The organism is Cupriavidus sp. 01L43, assembly GCF_056399925.1.
This window is the reverse complement of sequence record NZ_JBFTSH010000014.1, coordinates 84,096-96,967: the sequence shown is the minus strand read 5'-3', so window position 1 is coordinate 96,967 and position 12,872 is coordinate 84,096. Positions and strand designations below refer to the sequence as shown.

Sequence of the window (12,872 nt, the reverse complement as noted above, 5' to 3'; positions counted from 1 at the left end):
CTGCTGGCGCCGCTCGATTTTGTTAGCGACTGCGTGGTACTGCGGATGCTGCAAGGCAGATCATACGGCAGCCGCGTAGAACTAGGAGAACGGCTAGGTCCACGTGCACAGTGCGTAACAGCGATGTTTGATTCTGCACAACGAATCGCATGTCGCTACAAAAGTCGTCTTGACCAGTGAGCAGGAATCGCGTTAGGGCGCGGGCAATAAAAAACGGACGCATAAGCGTCCGTTTCGGGGTGAGGCGGGCAGGGCAGTCAGCCGGTGGTTTCGGGCTCCGGGCCGTCCTCGGGCGGCACCTGGGAGGCCAGCACCTTGTCGATACGCTTGCCGTCCATGTCGATGATCTCGAACTTCCAGTCGCCCCATTGCACGCTGTCGGTGGTCTGCGGCAGGCGGCCGAGCAGCAAGAGCAGCATGCCGGACAGCGTGTGGTAGCGCTCCTTGTCTTCCTCGGGCACGGCGCGCAGGCCCAGGCGGTCCTTGAATTCCGGCACCGGGATCATGCCGTCCAGCAGCCACGAGCCATCGTCGCGCTGCACGGCCCACTCGCCACCTGCCTCATCGGGCTTGAACTCGCCGGTAATCGCCTCGATCAGGTCCTGCAGCGTGACCAGACCCAGCACCTCGCCGTATTCGTCGATCACGAAGGCGATCTGGCCGCCGGAGGCACGGAAGTTCTCGAGCAGCTCCATGCCGGTGACGCTTTCCGGCACGAACACGGCCGGCTGGAGCACCGCGGTCAGTTCGGCACGCTCGCCACGGAGGCGGCGGGCCAGCAACTGACGCGCGCTGACCACGCCCAGAATGTCGTGCATGCCACCCCGCACCACGGGGAAGCGCGAGTGGTCCGATTCCTCGATCCGGCGCAGGTTCTCTTCTTCGGAGAGGCCGGCGTCCAGGTAGACCACATCGCCGCGCGGCACCATCAGCGAGGCCAGCTGGCGATCATCGAGCCGGAACACGTTGCGCACCATCGTGTGCTCGTGACGTTCGATGACGCCTGCCTCCGAGCCTTCCACCAGCAGCGCGTGGATTTCTTCCTCGGTCACGGCCGGGCCGCGATCGGTCTTGACACCGAGCAGCCGCAGCACGAGGCGCGTGGAGCCGCCCAGCAGCTTGACGAATGGTGTGGAGGCCGTAGCGAGGAACGAGATCGGACGCGCCACCGCGCGCGCGATGGCCTCGGGCGCCAACTGGCCGAGCCGCTTGGGCACCAGTTCGCCAAGGACGATCGAGAAATAGGTCAGGCCGGCCACCACGATGGCCGTGGCGGTATAGCCGGCGGTCGTCGGCGACAGGCCCAGGCCCGCGAGCCATTCGCCGAGCGGCGCCGCCAGCGTGGATTCCCCGACCACGCCGTTCAGCACGCCGATGGAAGTAATGCCGATCTGGACGGTGGACAGGAACCGCGTGGGGTCCTCTCCGAGCTTGACGGCCTCTATCGCGCCACGGTCGCCGTTCTCGATCTGCCGCTGCAACCGGGCCTTGCGGGCCGTGACGAGTGCGATCTCGGACATGGCGAACAGGCCGTTAACCAGAATGAGCGCCAGTAATATGGCTATTTCCATCAGGGTGCGCGCCCTACGCGCGCGGGAATTGAAAAGTCAAAGCATACCATCGGCATGTGACCGGACTACTGCGCGGTGGCGCACACGTCACAAGAAAATGGCCCGTCCGGTGGACGGTCTTGCACGGCAGCGCAAGCACGGATCATGCCGTCAGCGGCTGGATGTCCCGCTCGATCTTCTCGCCAGCCTTCTCCTGGGCGATGCGCAGGTCGTACGCCGCCTGGAGATTGGCCCAGAACTGTGGCGTCGTGCCGAAATACCGCGCGAGCCGCAACGCGGTTTCGGGCGAGATGGCCCGGCGCCCGCGCACGACGTCGTTGATGCGCGGCGCGGGCACGCGCAGGGCAATCGCCAGCGCATTGGCCGAGAGCCCGTGCGGGGCCATGAAGTCCTGGCGCAGGATCTCGCCCGGGTGCACCGGCGCGAGGGGCTCGCCCGTTTCGACGTCCCTGGCATCGAGGCGCGGCAGGTCTTCACGCGTGATGGTCATGCTGGCTCCGGTTGTCGGTGATAGTCCGCAATGTCGACGTCCCATGCTTCGCCGTTCTGAAAACGGAAGCAGATGCGCCACTGGTTGTGAATCTGGATGCTCCATTGGCCCCGCCGCGCGCCACGCAGGGGTTCCAGCCGGTTCGCCGGCGGGGCCTGCATGTCGACCAGCGATGCCGCCGCGTCCAGCAGCCCGAGTTTCCTGAACGCCGTGGCCTGAATATGCCGTGGCAGGGTGTTGACGTACCGGCCGCAAAACAGGGCCGCCGTGGCTTTATTGGCGAACGTCCGGATCATGGATGTCGATGGTATAACGTATTGCATTAAATGGCCAGCATCTAGGATGAGGGTGAACCGTCATCCTAGAAAGCCGCGCGCCATTGCGACATGGGACGAATCTGAAACCTGTGAATCACGATGATTACCTGCGAGGGAATCGTCACGCTTCCCGGCCCATGCTGTAATACCCGCCATGGAATCCCTCACGCCCGGCTCCGAAGCCGCTCTCGATTTCCCCGCCCTGCTGCGCTACTGGCGCGGCAAGCGCGGTTACAGCCAGCTCGCGCTGTCGCTCGCGGCCGGTGTATCGCAGCGCCATATCAGTTTTCTGGAGTCGGGCCGGGCGCGGCCCAGTCGCGAGATGGTGCTGGCGCTGGCAGACCGCCTCGCCGTGCCGCTGCGGCAGCGGAACCGCTTGCTGCTGGCGAGCGGCTTCGCGCCGGCCTATAGCGAACACGCGCTGGCGGCGCCGCCCTTGCACATGGTGCGGCAGGCCATTGCGCTGATCCTGAGCAAGCAGGAGCCCTATCCCGCCGTGGTGCTGGACCGGTTCTGGAATCTGGTGGACGCCAACACCGCGTACCGGCGCATGTTCGGCACGCTGCTGGCGGGGCGCCGGCCCGCTTCGCTCGATGAGGACGGCCGGCGCATCAACCTGATGCTGACCGTGTTCGACCCGGACGGCCTCTGGCCGATGATCGAGAACGCGCAGCAGGTGGGCCGCTACCTCGTGCGCCGGGTCTGGCAGGCGTTGCAGGCGCAGGCGCACGATGAGGTGGCGCGTGAGATGTTTCGCCGCATCGCCGCATGGCATCCAGACATGGTGGGGCCCGGCGGCGAGCTGCTGGCGGACGAGGATGACCCCGAGGCGGACGGCGCGCCGCCGCCGGTCTTGCCCGTGATCGTCCAGGCTGGACGGTTCCGCGCGTCGCTGTTCTCCACCCTGACCACGCTGGGCATTCCGCAGGACGTCACGCTGGAAGAGTTGCGCATCGAGTGTTTCTTCCCGGCCGACGAGGCCACCCGCGACCTGTTTGAGTCCCTGGCCGGCACTCCCGCGCCCGAGCGCGCGCTCGAGTCGTAGTTCAGCCAGAATCGCACGCTCGTGCTAACATCGCCGGGCCGTTGTGGCAGTGCGGAAAACGCCTGCCGCCACGGCGTCGTTACGTCTTCAGGGCGGGGTGAAAGTCCCCACCGGCGGTATGTTGCCAGCGTCGTGCATCGATGACGCGAGGCAGCGAGCCCGCGAGCGCCCGCATTCCCGTGCGGGGTCAGCAGACCTGGTGAGAGGCCAGGGCCGACGGTCAGAGTCCGGATGAAAGAAGATGGGCGAAAATCCGCAAGCCGGCCTTGCGCGCGTGGACACGTCCGCCCGCGCGGCGGAGCGTCGTCGTATTTTTGCGGGTTTTCGCTGATCCACCCTGAAACGCCCACTGATCCCTATATATGGAGCGTTTCAATGCTGCACCACACCGAAGTCAATCTCCCGAACGTTAATTCTGGCGCCAACCTTGCCATCGCCGATGCCGATCCGCGCCCGCTGGCCGAGCGCATCGCGCACGCGCTCGGGGCCATGCGTGAGGGCCGTCCCGTCGTGCTGCTCGATGACGACGACCGCGAGAACGAGGCGGACCTGATCCTGTCCGCCGAGCGCCTGACCACGGCCAATATGGCGATGATGATCCGCGAATGCAGCGGCATCGTCTGCCTGTGCCTGACCGAGACCAAGGTCCGCGAACTCGGCCTGCGCCCGATGGTGGAGAACAACCTCAGCCAGTACGGCACCGCCTTCACCGTCTCCATCGAGGCGCGCGAGGGCGTGACCACTGGCGTGAGCGCCGCCGACCGCATCACCACCATCCGCGCGGCCATTGCCGAGGATGCCGGCACGGACGCCGTGGTCAGCCCCGGCCACGTGTTCCCGCTCGTGGCCCGCGACGGCGGCGTGCTGGTGCGGCGCGGCCATACCGAAGGTTCGGTGGACCTCGCGCGGATGGCGGGACTGTCGCCGGCGGCGGTGCTCTGCGAGCTGATGAATCCGGACGGCACCATGGCGCGCCGCCCCGAGGCGCTGGCGTTTGCCGAGATGTACCAGTTGCCGGTGCTGACCATCGAAGACCTCGCCGCCTGGCGTGAAATCAACGGCTGAGGGAGCCCGGAAGGGCGCCTCAGGCGCCTTCGGCCCGGCGCGATGACGCAATCTGATGCAGTTTCATCGCGCCAAACGGGCGAATAGGCAGCCTCGCTGTGCGACAATGCGGGCTGCTTTTTTCCCGTCATGACGAGGGCTTCCCGATGTCTGTTCGCGCGTTCCTCCCGCATTTTTCGCGATTTCCCCGATTTCTCGCACGCCTGACCGTCCTGGCCGGCGCGTGCTTCTGCCTGACCGCCCACGCCGGCGGGCAGGCCGATCCCGCCCCGCCGGACCCCCAACGCTGGGTGCCGATGGTGGGCGCCACCGGCATGACCTCCTACTTCGATCAGACCGCCGTGCGCCGTCGCGGCCCCGAGGTGGGCGTCGTGCTGATGCATAACGCCCCAACGGGCGGCGTGATCCGCACCGCCAGCGGCGACGCCATTCGCTCGTCGCTGAAGCGGATGGTGCTGAATTGCGCCACGTCGATGTTCGCGGTGGTGGAGCAGACCCTCTACAGCAAGCGCTACGCGCGCGGCGAATCGCTATATACGATCCGCGCCCCGCAGACGGGCATGCCCCAGCCGATTGCCTCCGGCACCCTCGCCGGGGAGCTGATGAGCCAGCTCTGCCGCTGAGGCCAACCGCCACGGGCTAAGGCCGCTCGTCAATAGCGGTCCCGTTTTCCGCCGCGACACGCTATGCTTCGCCTCACGTCCACACGAGGGGGCAGGCATGGCGCACGCATGGCGGCAGGTGGCATGGTTCTGGCTGACGACTATTGGACTGGTCGGCATCTTCTGTGGATGGGTGCACGCGGCGTCAGCGCCGGCCGCACCATCCTCTCCTCCGGCGGCCGCCACGGCCGCAGCCCAGTCCACGCCCGTGGAACTGCGGCTGATGAACCGCCCCGTCGCCACCCTGCGCGGCACCCTGGGCGGCGCCGGCCCCGCCACCCGAGCCGAGCGGGCCGAAACCACGTTCGACAACCTGAGCGAGTCAGAGCTGGGGCTGCCACTGAGCCAGTTGAGCGGCACGCTCGGCGATGTCAGCGGCGTGGCCTTCCGCCTTGGCGACCGCGTGCTCTTCGCTCTGGTCGAAGGCGATCTCGATCCTACCGATGGCCTGACGATCGAAGTGGCAGCCGCCCAGACGCGCGCGCGGCTCCAGGCCGTTATCGACGCCCGCCGGGCCCAGCTCTACTGGCCCAACCTGCTGCGCGGGGCCTTGTTGTCGCTGGGCAGCCTGGCGCTGATGGTCGGGCTGATCTGGGGCATTGGCCGCGCCCGCAGCCGCATGCGCGGCGCACTGCAACACGCGCTGGACGTTCATCTGCAACAGCGCAGCGGCAGCCAGTTCGACTGGACCGGCGCGGTCTACCAGCTCGTCAGCCGCATCGTCCAGATCCTGGCGGTGGGCTCGGTCATCGCGCTGGGCTTCCTCTGGCTCCAGTTCGCGCTCGAGCAGTTTCCGCTGACCGAACCGCTCGGCGACCGCATGGGCGCCTTCTTCCTTGGCCTGCTGCGGCATATCGGCGTGTCGATCGTGGAGTCGATCCCGGGGCTGGTCACGGTGGTGGTCATCCTGCTGATCACCCGCGCGATCCAGCGGCTGGTCGGCAATATCTTTGTCGCCGTGCAGAAGGGGCAGATCACGGTGCCGGGCATGCACCCGGAAACGGCCGGCGCCACGCGGCGGCTGGCCAGCGTGCTGGTCTGGGCGCTCGGGTTCACCTTCGCCTATCCCTATATCCCCGGCTCCCAGAGCGACGTGTTCAAGGGCCTGTCCGTGCTGATCGGCTTCATGATCACGCTGGGCTCGGCCAATATCGTCAACCAGATCATGAGCGGGATGGTGGTGGTCTATTCGCGCGCGCTGCGCCGGGGGGACATGGTCAGCATTGGCGATACGGTGGGCACGGTGATCGGGCTGGACGCGCTGTCGGTCAAGGTCGTCAACCTGCGCAACGAGGAGGTGACGCTGCCGAACGCAGTGGTGGTGGGCAGCGCCATCCACAACTTCTCGCGCCATGGCGCCACGCGCGACCCTGGCACCGCCGAGCAGGGTGCGATGGTGTCCACTTCGGTCACCATCGGCTATGACACGCCGTGGCGGCAGGTCCACGCAATGCTGCTGGAAGCCGCCGCCCACGCCACCCACGTGGTGGCGGCGCCCACGCCGTTCGTGCTCCAGCGCGGGCTATCGGATTTCTACGTCGAATATGAGCTGTTCACGGCGATCGACAATCCGCGCAATCGCTTTTTTGCGCTGTCGGCACTGCACGCGGCCATCCAGGATGTGTTCAACACCCATGGCGTGCAGATCATGTCGCCCCATTTCATCGACCAGCCGGGCCAGAGCGTGGTGGTACCGCAGGCCCGCTGGTTCGAGGCGCCGGGCCATGCCGAGGTGGACCCGGCCGCGCACCCGCATCGCCGGCCCACGCGGCCGTGAGTGCAACCTCGGCCAGCTTCGGACTTACTCCGCCACGTGGCGGGCCTTCCAGGCGCCGTTGGACTGCTTGCAGAACCAGCCCGACCACGCTTCGGTGGCGCTGCCGCGCTGCAGTTCGGACTTCAGGCGCCGGCACTTCTGGCCCTTGTCTTCCTTGGTGGTGACGGGCGTGATGGTGCCGAGGATGGCGGCGCGCTTGCCGGCGCCCGGGTAGTTCCAGGTCACGCTTTCGTTGTCGGGGCCGCCGTCGAGGATCTTGCGCACGGTCTGTTGCAGCGAGGCGGCTTCCTTCTGGTTCAGCGTGCCGATGATGCTGCCGGACAGGTAGTTGTCGAAATAGGCGAGGGCGGGCTGGGCGGTGCCAAGCAGCAGGGCGCAGCCAAGGCTGGCGGCAAGCGCCAGTCGAAGATGGGAACGGCGAAGGGTACCCCGGGCGTGCATGACGATTCCTCGTGAGAATGGATGACGAGGCGATTGTAAGCGCGCCCACGCCGCTTGGGGGCATCGCGATGCTTCCCGAGACACTTGGCGCCCCGGTGCGGCGCAGCATCGCCTCCGCCGCAGTGCGGTTTGACACCGTGCCGCCGCTGACCTAGCGTGGATTGCCATGTGTCCGCGCAGCCATCCGGGCGCGGCACGGTCATGGGCCGGACGCTGGGGCGAACCCTGCCCATATGCCGGAAACGCTTGTCCCAAGCGGCTTTGGAGCTACCGCTTGAACATTTTGTTGCAAACGTTGCGCCAGCGAAACGTGACTTTTAAGTCTCGAATTGTTATGGTTTCGCATCGCAATGCAACAAATCCGTTACGGACCGGTCGATGCCGATCCCGACTGAATCGGATCCGACGCCTGGTCCGTCTCTTGCTCTGGAGACCTGCGACCGACAGTCGGACGCACGCTGAAACGTCTGTTGAACACTTTCGATCCGCGCCGATGTGCCGGGTCGCCATCCATCCATTTTCCGGCCTTCATGACCGCAACCACCTCGCCGTTCCGCCCCATCCACGCCCCGACCGATGCGCCCGCGCGCCGCTTATCCGGGATGCTGGGAGGGCTGGGACGCTGGCTGGGGGGCGGGGTGCTGGCCGTGGCGGCGCTGTCCGCGCATGCGTTCGACTTCGAGACCGTCGCCGCCAAGGCCCGCCAGTTGTCGGGCGCGCCCTACAAGCCGGCGCCGCAGAACCTGCCGACCGAGCTGAAGGATCTGAGCTACGAGCGCTATCGCGAGATCGAATACAAGCCGGAGCGCTTTGCCTGGCGCGGCGCGCGACTGCCGTTCGAGGTTTCGTTCTACCACGAGGGCATGGTGTTCGATCAGCCCGTGCGCATCAATGAGGTGGTGGGCAACAGCGTGCGCGAGTTCCGCTTCGACCCGGGCGCGTTCAACTACGGCTCGCACAAGGTGGATGCGGCCAAGCTCAAGGGACTCGGCTTTGCCGGTTTCCGCCTGCTATACCCGCTGAACCAGGGCAAGCGCAAGGACGAACTGGCCTCGTTCCTGGGCGCCAGCTACTTCCGCGCGCTGGGCAAGGACCAGTGGTATGGCCTGTCGGCCCGCGGGCTGGCTGTGGACACGGCACTGAATTCGGGCGAGGAATTTCCGCGTTTCGTCGAATACTGGATCGAGCGGCCGTCCGCCAACGACAAGCAGGTGACGATCTACGCGCTGATGGATTCGCGCCGCATGAGCGGGGCGTACCGCTTCGTGATCAAGCCGGGCAACGAGACCGTGATGGAAGTGAAGTCGCGCCTGTTCCTGCGCGAAAACGTGACCAAGCTCGGTCTGGCCCCGCTGACCAGCATGTACCTGTATGGCGAAAACCAGCCGTCCGCCAATGCGGACTTCCGACCCGAGGTGCATGACTCGGACGGCCTGTCCGTGCAACTGGGTACCGGGGAGTGGGTCTGGCGCCCGCTGGTCAATCCCAAGCGGCTGCTGGTGACGTCGTTCGCGGCGACCAACCCGCAGGGCTACGGCCTGATGCAGCGCGACCGCAGCTTCGACAACTACCAGGAGCTGGGCGCGTGGTACGAGCGCCGGCCAAGCGGCTGGGTGGAGCCCAAGGGCAACTGGGGCTCGGGCCGTGTGGAGCTGGTGCAGATTCCGACGCCGGACGAGACCAACGACAACATCGTGGCCTTCTGGGTGCCGGACAACCCGCCCAAGCCCAAGCAGGCCTTCGACTATGAATACCGCCTGAAATGGCAGAAGGATGGCGAGAACCTGCCGCCGCTGTCGTGGGTCACGCAGACCCGGCGCGGCCAGGGGCTGACCCGCAAGCAGGACGACACGAGTTTCTCGCTGACCGTGGATTTCGAAGGCCCGGCCTTCAAGAAGCTGGCCGAGGATGCGCGGCTGGACCCCGTGATCTCGGCGGACGCCAACGGCGAACTGCTGAAGACCTCGGTCCGCCGCAACGAAGCCACGGGCGGCTGGCGCATGACGCTGTTCATGCGCCGCAAGGACGAGACAAAGCCGGTTGAGTTGCGCGGCTATCTTCGCAACGGCAATACAACCCTATCCGAGACATGGAGCTACATCATTCCCCCCGGCTAAAGCATCGCCCGGCCCAGGCGGCAGCATGCGAGCGCTATGTCGACCGCCTGCCTGCCTCGCCCGAGCTGCGCAGCGAACTGCTGGCCGACACCCCCATGCCGCCGGTGACCTCCGTGCCCGCCGAGGGCATCGAGGTGCCATCCGCAATGATCGAACTGCAGACCCGCCTGGCCCGCCGCGACCCCAAGGAGCGCGAGGGCGATGAGGCCGCTGTCACCGCCACGCCCGGCGGTCCGACCTACGCCTCGGTGCCGCGCCGCCTGACGATGGCCTACGGCAATCCGCAGGTGGACGGCGAGCCGCTGCTGCAGCGCCGCGACGATGGCACCGTGCGCGTGGATACCGGGCCGAAGCCCGAGCGCGCGTCGATGGTGCCGCGCCAGTGGCCACCCCATGTGGTGAGCGGCTGGCTGCGCAATACCTGGCGCAAGATGATGGGCCGCCCGCCCGTGCCCGAGACCTGGGACACCCTGCACGATGGCCCCGACGCCGAGGGCAAGTGGCATCCCGCCGGCTCGCATCGCCGCTGGTTCCTGCTGGGGCTGGTGGTTGCCCAGACCACGGTGGCCACGTACTTCATGGCCAAGGTGCTGCCGTACCACGGCGCCGATCCGCTCGAAGTGGCCATCCTGGCCCTGTTCGCGATCCTGTTCTCGTGGGTGTCCGCCGGGTTCTGGACGGCGATGATGGGCTTCCTGGTGCTGGCCAAGGGCGGCGACCGCCATCTGATCTCGCGCAGCGCCGCGCCGGACGCGCCAATCGATCCATCCGCCCGCACGGCGGTGATCATGCCGATTGCCAACGAGGACGTGACACGCGTCTTCGCCGGGCTGCGGGCGACGTATGAGTCGCTCGAACGTTCGGGCGACCTCGCCCACTTCGATTTCTTCGTCCTCTCTGACAGCGGCAACCCCGACCTGCGCACCGCCGAGCACGATGCCTGGATGGAAATCTGCCGCGCCGTGGGCGGCTTCGGCCGTATCTTCTACCGCTGGCGCCGCCATCGCGTGAAGCGCAAGACCGGCAACGTGGCCGACTTCTGCCGCCGCTGGGGCAGCAAGTATCGCTACATGATCGTGCTCGACGCCGACAGCGTGATGAGCGGCGAATGCCTGGGCACGCTGACGCGCCTGATGGAAGCCAACCCCGGTGCCGGGATCATCCAGACCGCGCCGCTGGCGGTGGGACGGGACACGCTCTATGCGCGGGTGCAGCAATTCTCGACGCGCGTCTACGGCCCGCTGTTCACGGCCGGCCTGCATTACTGGCAGCTCGGTGAGTCCCACTACTGGGGCCACAACGCGATCATCCGCATCAAGCCGTTCATGGAGCATTGCGCGCTGGCGCCGTTGCCGGGCAAGGGGCCGCTGTCGGGCGAGATCCTGTCGCACGACTTCGTTGAAGCCGCGCTGATGCGCCGGGCAGGGTGGGGCGTGTGGATTGCCTATGACCTGCCGGGCTCGTTCGAGGAACTGCCGCCGAACCTGCTGGATGAGGTGAAGCGCGACCGCCGCTGGTGCCAGGGCAACCTGATGAACTTCCGGCTCTGGATGAAGCAGGGTTTCCACATGGTGCACCGCGCCGTGTTCCTGACCGGGATCATGGCCTACCTGTCGGCGCCGCTCTGGTTCCTGTTCCTGCTGCTGTCCACCGCCGCGCTGGCCAAGCACGCGCTGGTGCCGCCCGAGTACTTCACGCAGCCGTACCAGCTGTTCCCGACCTGGCCCGAGTGGCACCCGGAGAAGGCGCTCGCGCTGTTCTCGGCCACGGCCACGCTGCTGTTCCTGCCGAAGCTGGCCAGCGTGATCCTGCTGCTCAAGGACTCGCGGCAGTACGGCGGCCCGGTGCGGCTCATCGTCAGCATGCTGCTGGAAATGCTGATGTCGGCGCTGCTGGCACCCACGCGGATGCTGTTCCACACCAAGTTCGTGGTCGCGGCGTACAGCGGCTGGGGCATTTCGTGGAAGTCGCCCCCGCGCGAGGATGCCGAGACCTCCTGGGGTGAGGCGTTCCGCCGCCACGGCTGGCACACGGTGCTGGGCCTGGTCTGGGGCGCGGGCGTGTACTGGCTGAGCCCGGGCTTCATCTGGTGGCTGCTGCCGATTGTCGGTTCGCTGGCGCTCTCGATTCCGCTGTCGGTGCTGCTCTCGCGCGTGACGCTGGGCCGGGCCATGCGCCGCGCCGGGCTGTTCGTGATTCCCGAGGAAGCCAATGTGCCGCGCGAGATCGTGGAAACCCAGCAGCACGTGGAGGCGGCACAGGACGTGCCGGGCTTCGTCGATGCCGTGGTGGACCCGGTGACCAATGCGCTGATGTGCGCCACGGCCACCGCCCGCAAGGTGCAGCCCACGCCCACGCGCCTGCAGCATGGCACGCTGGTGCAGCATGCGCTGACGCATGGTCCGCAATCGCTGTCGGCGGCGCAGAAGCATGTGCTGCTCGGCGATCCGTTCGCACTCTCCAAGCTGCACGAGCTGGTCTGGGGCTCACCCCTGGCCGATGCAGCGTGGAAGGAGACGCGCGTGCTGATGCGCCGCGCCGCCAACGTGCTGCCGCTGCGGCCGCGCGCGGCCTGATCAACGACTCAAGCCGCGCGCAAAGTCAAAACGGCAGGTCAGCCTAGGGAAGGCTGACCTGCCGTTTTTTTCGTCCTGTCGTTTTAAACCGTTGTATCGGGGGAGGGGTGGGTCTTATCTCAGGGCCGACACGCAGATCGGCGCATTGATATAGACATCGCCCACGCGGCGCTCGCCGCGGTCCTTGCGGGTCATGTAGCGGAACATCATGCTGACGCCAAGCTTGGTCAGAATTTCCACGTCGCGGTTGGCGCAGATGTTACGTTGCAGCGGCGCGGCGTAGTTGACCTCGAAGCTGGCCAGGTCAAGCATCGGCCCGCGATAGTTGGTCAACTCCAGCTGGAAGAGCACATGCTTGCCCGGCACCGACTGGCAGCGGCGCAGGCGCGTCTCGCCATCGATCTCGATCGGCAGGGCATCATTGAGCTGGCGGCAGGCGCGCGCCAGCACGCCGTCGGGGCGGCTGGTGTTGCGGAGCAGTTCGGGAACGCCGGCGCCGCCGGTGTTCTGCCCGGTGGCGGCACCCTTGAGCATGCGCGACAAGGCGTCGGCTTCATCCACCACAGGCACGGGAGCGGGGGCCGGCGCGGAAGCCGTGACCGGCGCCCTGACCGGCGCTGCCCACGCGGGCAACGGCGACAGGGTTGCCAGGGCAACCAGGCTCAGCGAAACAATAATCGGCGTTTGTCGTATGGTCATGCGGGCTAGCGTTGCCGGGGACGGCTCCCGTGACCCGTCTCCCGCTGTGCGTCCGACTACGCGGTCGGCGCAACATCCGTGCCGACAGGCAGGCATTGTACCCTCCACCCCC

12 protein-coding genes and 1 riboswitch are annotated in these 12,872 nt (G+C 66.9%); of the genes, 7 read left to right on the top strand and 5 right to left on the bottom strand.

The genetic code is table 11. The features are described from left to right. Nucleotides 1-257: 257 nt before the first annotated feature. From AC1DP9_RS21180 to AC1DP9_RS21170, 3 genes are all read right to left on the bottom strand, one after another. Complete coding sequence (locus AC1DP9_RS21180) at nt 258-1,571, bottom strand: hemolysin family protein (protein WP_092296692.1); 1,314 nt, start codon at nt 1,569-1,571, stop codon at nt 258-260. A 142-nt stretch (nt 1,572-1,713) separates the two neighbouring features. Continuing rightward, nucleotides 1,714-2,061: a HigA family addiction module antitoxin gene (locus AC1DP9_RS21175; RefSeq protein ID WP_092296689.1), complete on the bottom strand. Its 348-nt coding sequence runs from the start codon at nt 2,059-2,061 to the stop codon at nt 1,714-1,716. Beyond that, nucleotides 2,058-2,357 (bottom strand): type II toxin-antitoxin system RelE/ParE family toxin, encoded by a 300-nt coding sequence (locus AC1DP9_RS21170; protein ID WP_092296686.1) that lies wholly within the window; start codon nt 2,355-2,357, stop codon nt 2,058-2,060. The genes AC1DP9_RS21175 and AC1DP9_RS21170 overlap by 4 nt, the downstream gene beginning before the upstream one ends. A 175-nt stretch (nt 2,358-2,532) precedes the next feature. Here AC1DP9_RS21170 and AC1DP9_RS21165 point away from each other — a divergent pair, with 175 nt between their 5' ends. The 4 genes from AC1DP9_RS21165 to AC1DP9_RS21150 all read left to right on the top strand — a co-directional run bounded on the left by AC1DP9_RS21165 (nt 2,533) and on the right by AC1DP9_RS21150 (nt 6,927). After that, nucleotides 2,533-3,423 carry a helix-turn-helix domain-containing protein gene (locus tag AC1DP9_RS21165; RefSeq protein ID WP_092296683.1) on the top strand — a complete coding sequence of 297 codons (891 nt, stop codon included), beginning with the start codon at nt 2,533-2,535 and terminating at the stop codon, nt 3,421-3,423. A 79-nt stretch (nt 3,424-3,502) separates the two neighbouring features. Continuing rightward, a riboswitch (FMN riboswitch) is annotated at nt 3,503-3,670 on the top strand. A gap of 128 nt (nt 3,671-3,798) precedes the next feature. After that, entirely contained in the window at nt 3,799-4,488 is a 690-nt protein-coding gene (ribB, locus tag AC1DP9_RS21160; protein WP_477108391.1) for a 3,4-dihydroxy-2-butanone-4-phosphate synthase, read from the top strand. A gap of 146 nt (nt 4,489-4,634) precedes the next feature. Continuing rightward, nucleotides 4,635-5,111 carry a surface-adhesin E family protein gene (locus AC1DP9_RS21155; RefSeq protein ID WP_477108390.1) on the top strand — a complete coding sequence of 159 codons (477 nt, stop codon included), beginning with the start codon at nt 4,635-4,637 and terminating at the stop codon, nt 5,109-5,111. A 97-nt stretch (nt 5,112-5,208) separates the two neighbouring features. Next, on the top strand, nt 5,209-6,927 hold the full coding sequence (locus AC1DP9_RS21150) for a mechanosensitive ion channel family protein (protein ID WP_477108389.1): 1,719 nt from the start codon (nt 5,209-5,211) through the stop codon (nt 6,925-6,927). A gap of 24 nt (nt 6,928-6,951) precedes the next feature. Here AC1DP9_RS21150 and AC1DP9_RS21145 read toward each other — a convergent pair whose 3' ends face one another. After that, nucleotides 6,952-7,368: an RT0821/Lpp0805 family surface protein gene (locus AC1DP9_RS21145; RefSeq protein WP_092296671.1), complete on the bottom strand. Its 417-nt coding sequence runs from the start codon at nt 7,366-7,368 to the stop codon at nt 6,952-6,954. A gap of 11 nt (nt 7,369-7,379) precedes the next feature. On the opposite strand from AC1DP9_RS21145, the gene AC1DP9_RS21140 reads away from it, so the two are divergent. The 3 genes from AC1DP9_RS21140 (at nt 7,380) to mdoH (ending at nt 12,061) form a co-directional block, all read left to right on the top strand. Further along, nucleotides 7,380-7,523, top strand: a complete 144-nt coding sequence (locus AC1DP9_RS21140; protein WP_477108388.1) for a hypothetical protein — start codon at nt 7,380-7,382, stop codon at nt 7,521-7,523. Between the two features lie 447 nt (nt 7,524-7,970). After that, complete coding sequence (locus AC1DP9_RS21135; protein ID WP_477108417.1) at nt 7,971-9,485, top strand: glucan biosynthesis protein G; 1,515 nt, start codon at nt 7,971-7,973, stop codon at nt 9,483-9,485. Beyond that, nucleotides 9,458-12,061: a glucans biosynthesis glucosyltransferase MdoH gene (gene mdoH / locus AC1DP9_RS21130; RefSeq protein WP_477108387.1), complete on the top strand. Its 2,604-nt coding sequence runs from the start codon at nt 9,458-9,460 to the stop codon at nt 12,059-12,061. The genes AC1DP9_RS21135 and mdoH overlap by 28 nt, the downstream gene beginning before the upstream one ends. Nucleotides 12,062-12,175: 114 nt before the next feature. On the opposite strand, the gene AC1DP9_RS21125 is transcribed toward mdoH, so the two are convergent. Then, nucleotides 12,176-12,760: a hypothetical protein gene (locus AC1DP9_RS21125; RefSeq protein WP_477108386.1), complete on the bottom strand. Its 585-nt coding sequence runs from the start codon at nt 12,758-12,760 to the stop codon at nt 12,176-12,178. Between the last annotated feature and the right edge of the window lie 112 nt (nt 12,761-12,872).

Coding starts and splice junctions, on each gene's coding strand:
- AC1DP9_RS21135 (WP_477108417.1), top strand. CDS start 7,971: ATGCTGGGAGGGCTGGGACGCTGGCTGGGGGGCGGGGTGCTGGCCGTG.
- AC1DP9_RS21150 (WP_477108389.1), top strand. CDS start 5,209: ATGGCGCACGCATGGCGGCAGGTGGCATGGTTCTGGCTGACGACTATT.
- ribB (WP_477108391.1), top strand. CDS start 3,799: ATGCTGCACCACACCGAAGTCAATCTCCCGAACGTTAATTCTGGCGCC.
- AC1DP9_RS21170 (WP_092296686.1), bottom strand. CDS start 2,357: ATGATCCGGACGTTCGCCAATAAAGCCACGGCGGCCCTGTTTTGCGGC.
- AC1DP9_RS21145 (WP_092296671.1), bottom strand. CDS start 7,368: ATGCACGCCCGGGGTACCCTTCGCCGTTCCCATCTTCGACTGGCGCTT.
- mdoH (WP_477108387.1), top strand. CDS start 9,458: ATGGAGCTACATCATTCCCCCCGGCTAAAGCATCGCCCGGCCCAGGCG.
- AC1DP9_RS21180 (WP_092296692.1), bottom strand. CDS start 1,571: ATGGAAATAGCCATATTACTGGCGCTCATTCTGGTTAACGGCCTGTTC.
- AC1DP9_RS21175 (WP_092296689.1), bottom strand. CDS start 2,061: ATGACCATCACGCGTGAAGACCTGCCGCGCCTCGATGCCAGGGACGTC.
- AC1DP9_RS21125 (WP_477108386.1), bottom strand. CDS start 12,760: ATGACCATACGACAAACGCCGATTATTGTTTCGCTGAGCCTGGTTGCC.
- AC1DP9_RS21165 (WP_092296683.1), top strand. CDS start 2,533: ATGGAATCCCTCACGCCCGGCTCCGAAGCCGCTCTCGATTTCCCCGCC.
- AC1DP9_RS21155 (WP_477108390.1), top strand. CDS start 4,635: ATGTCTGTTCGCGCGTTCCTCCCGCATTTTTCGCGATTTCCCCGATTT.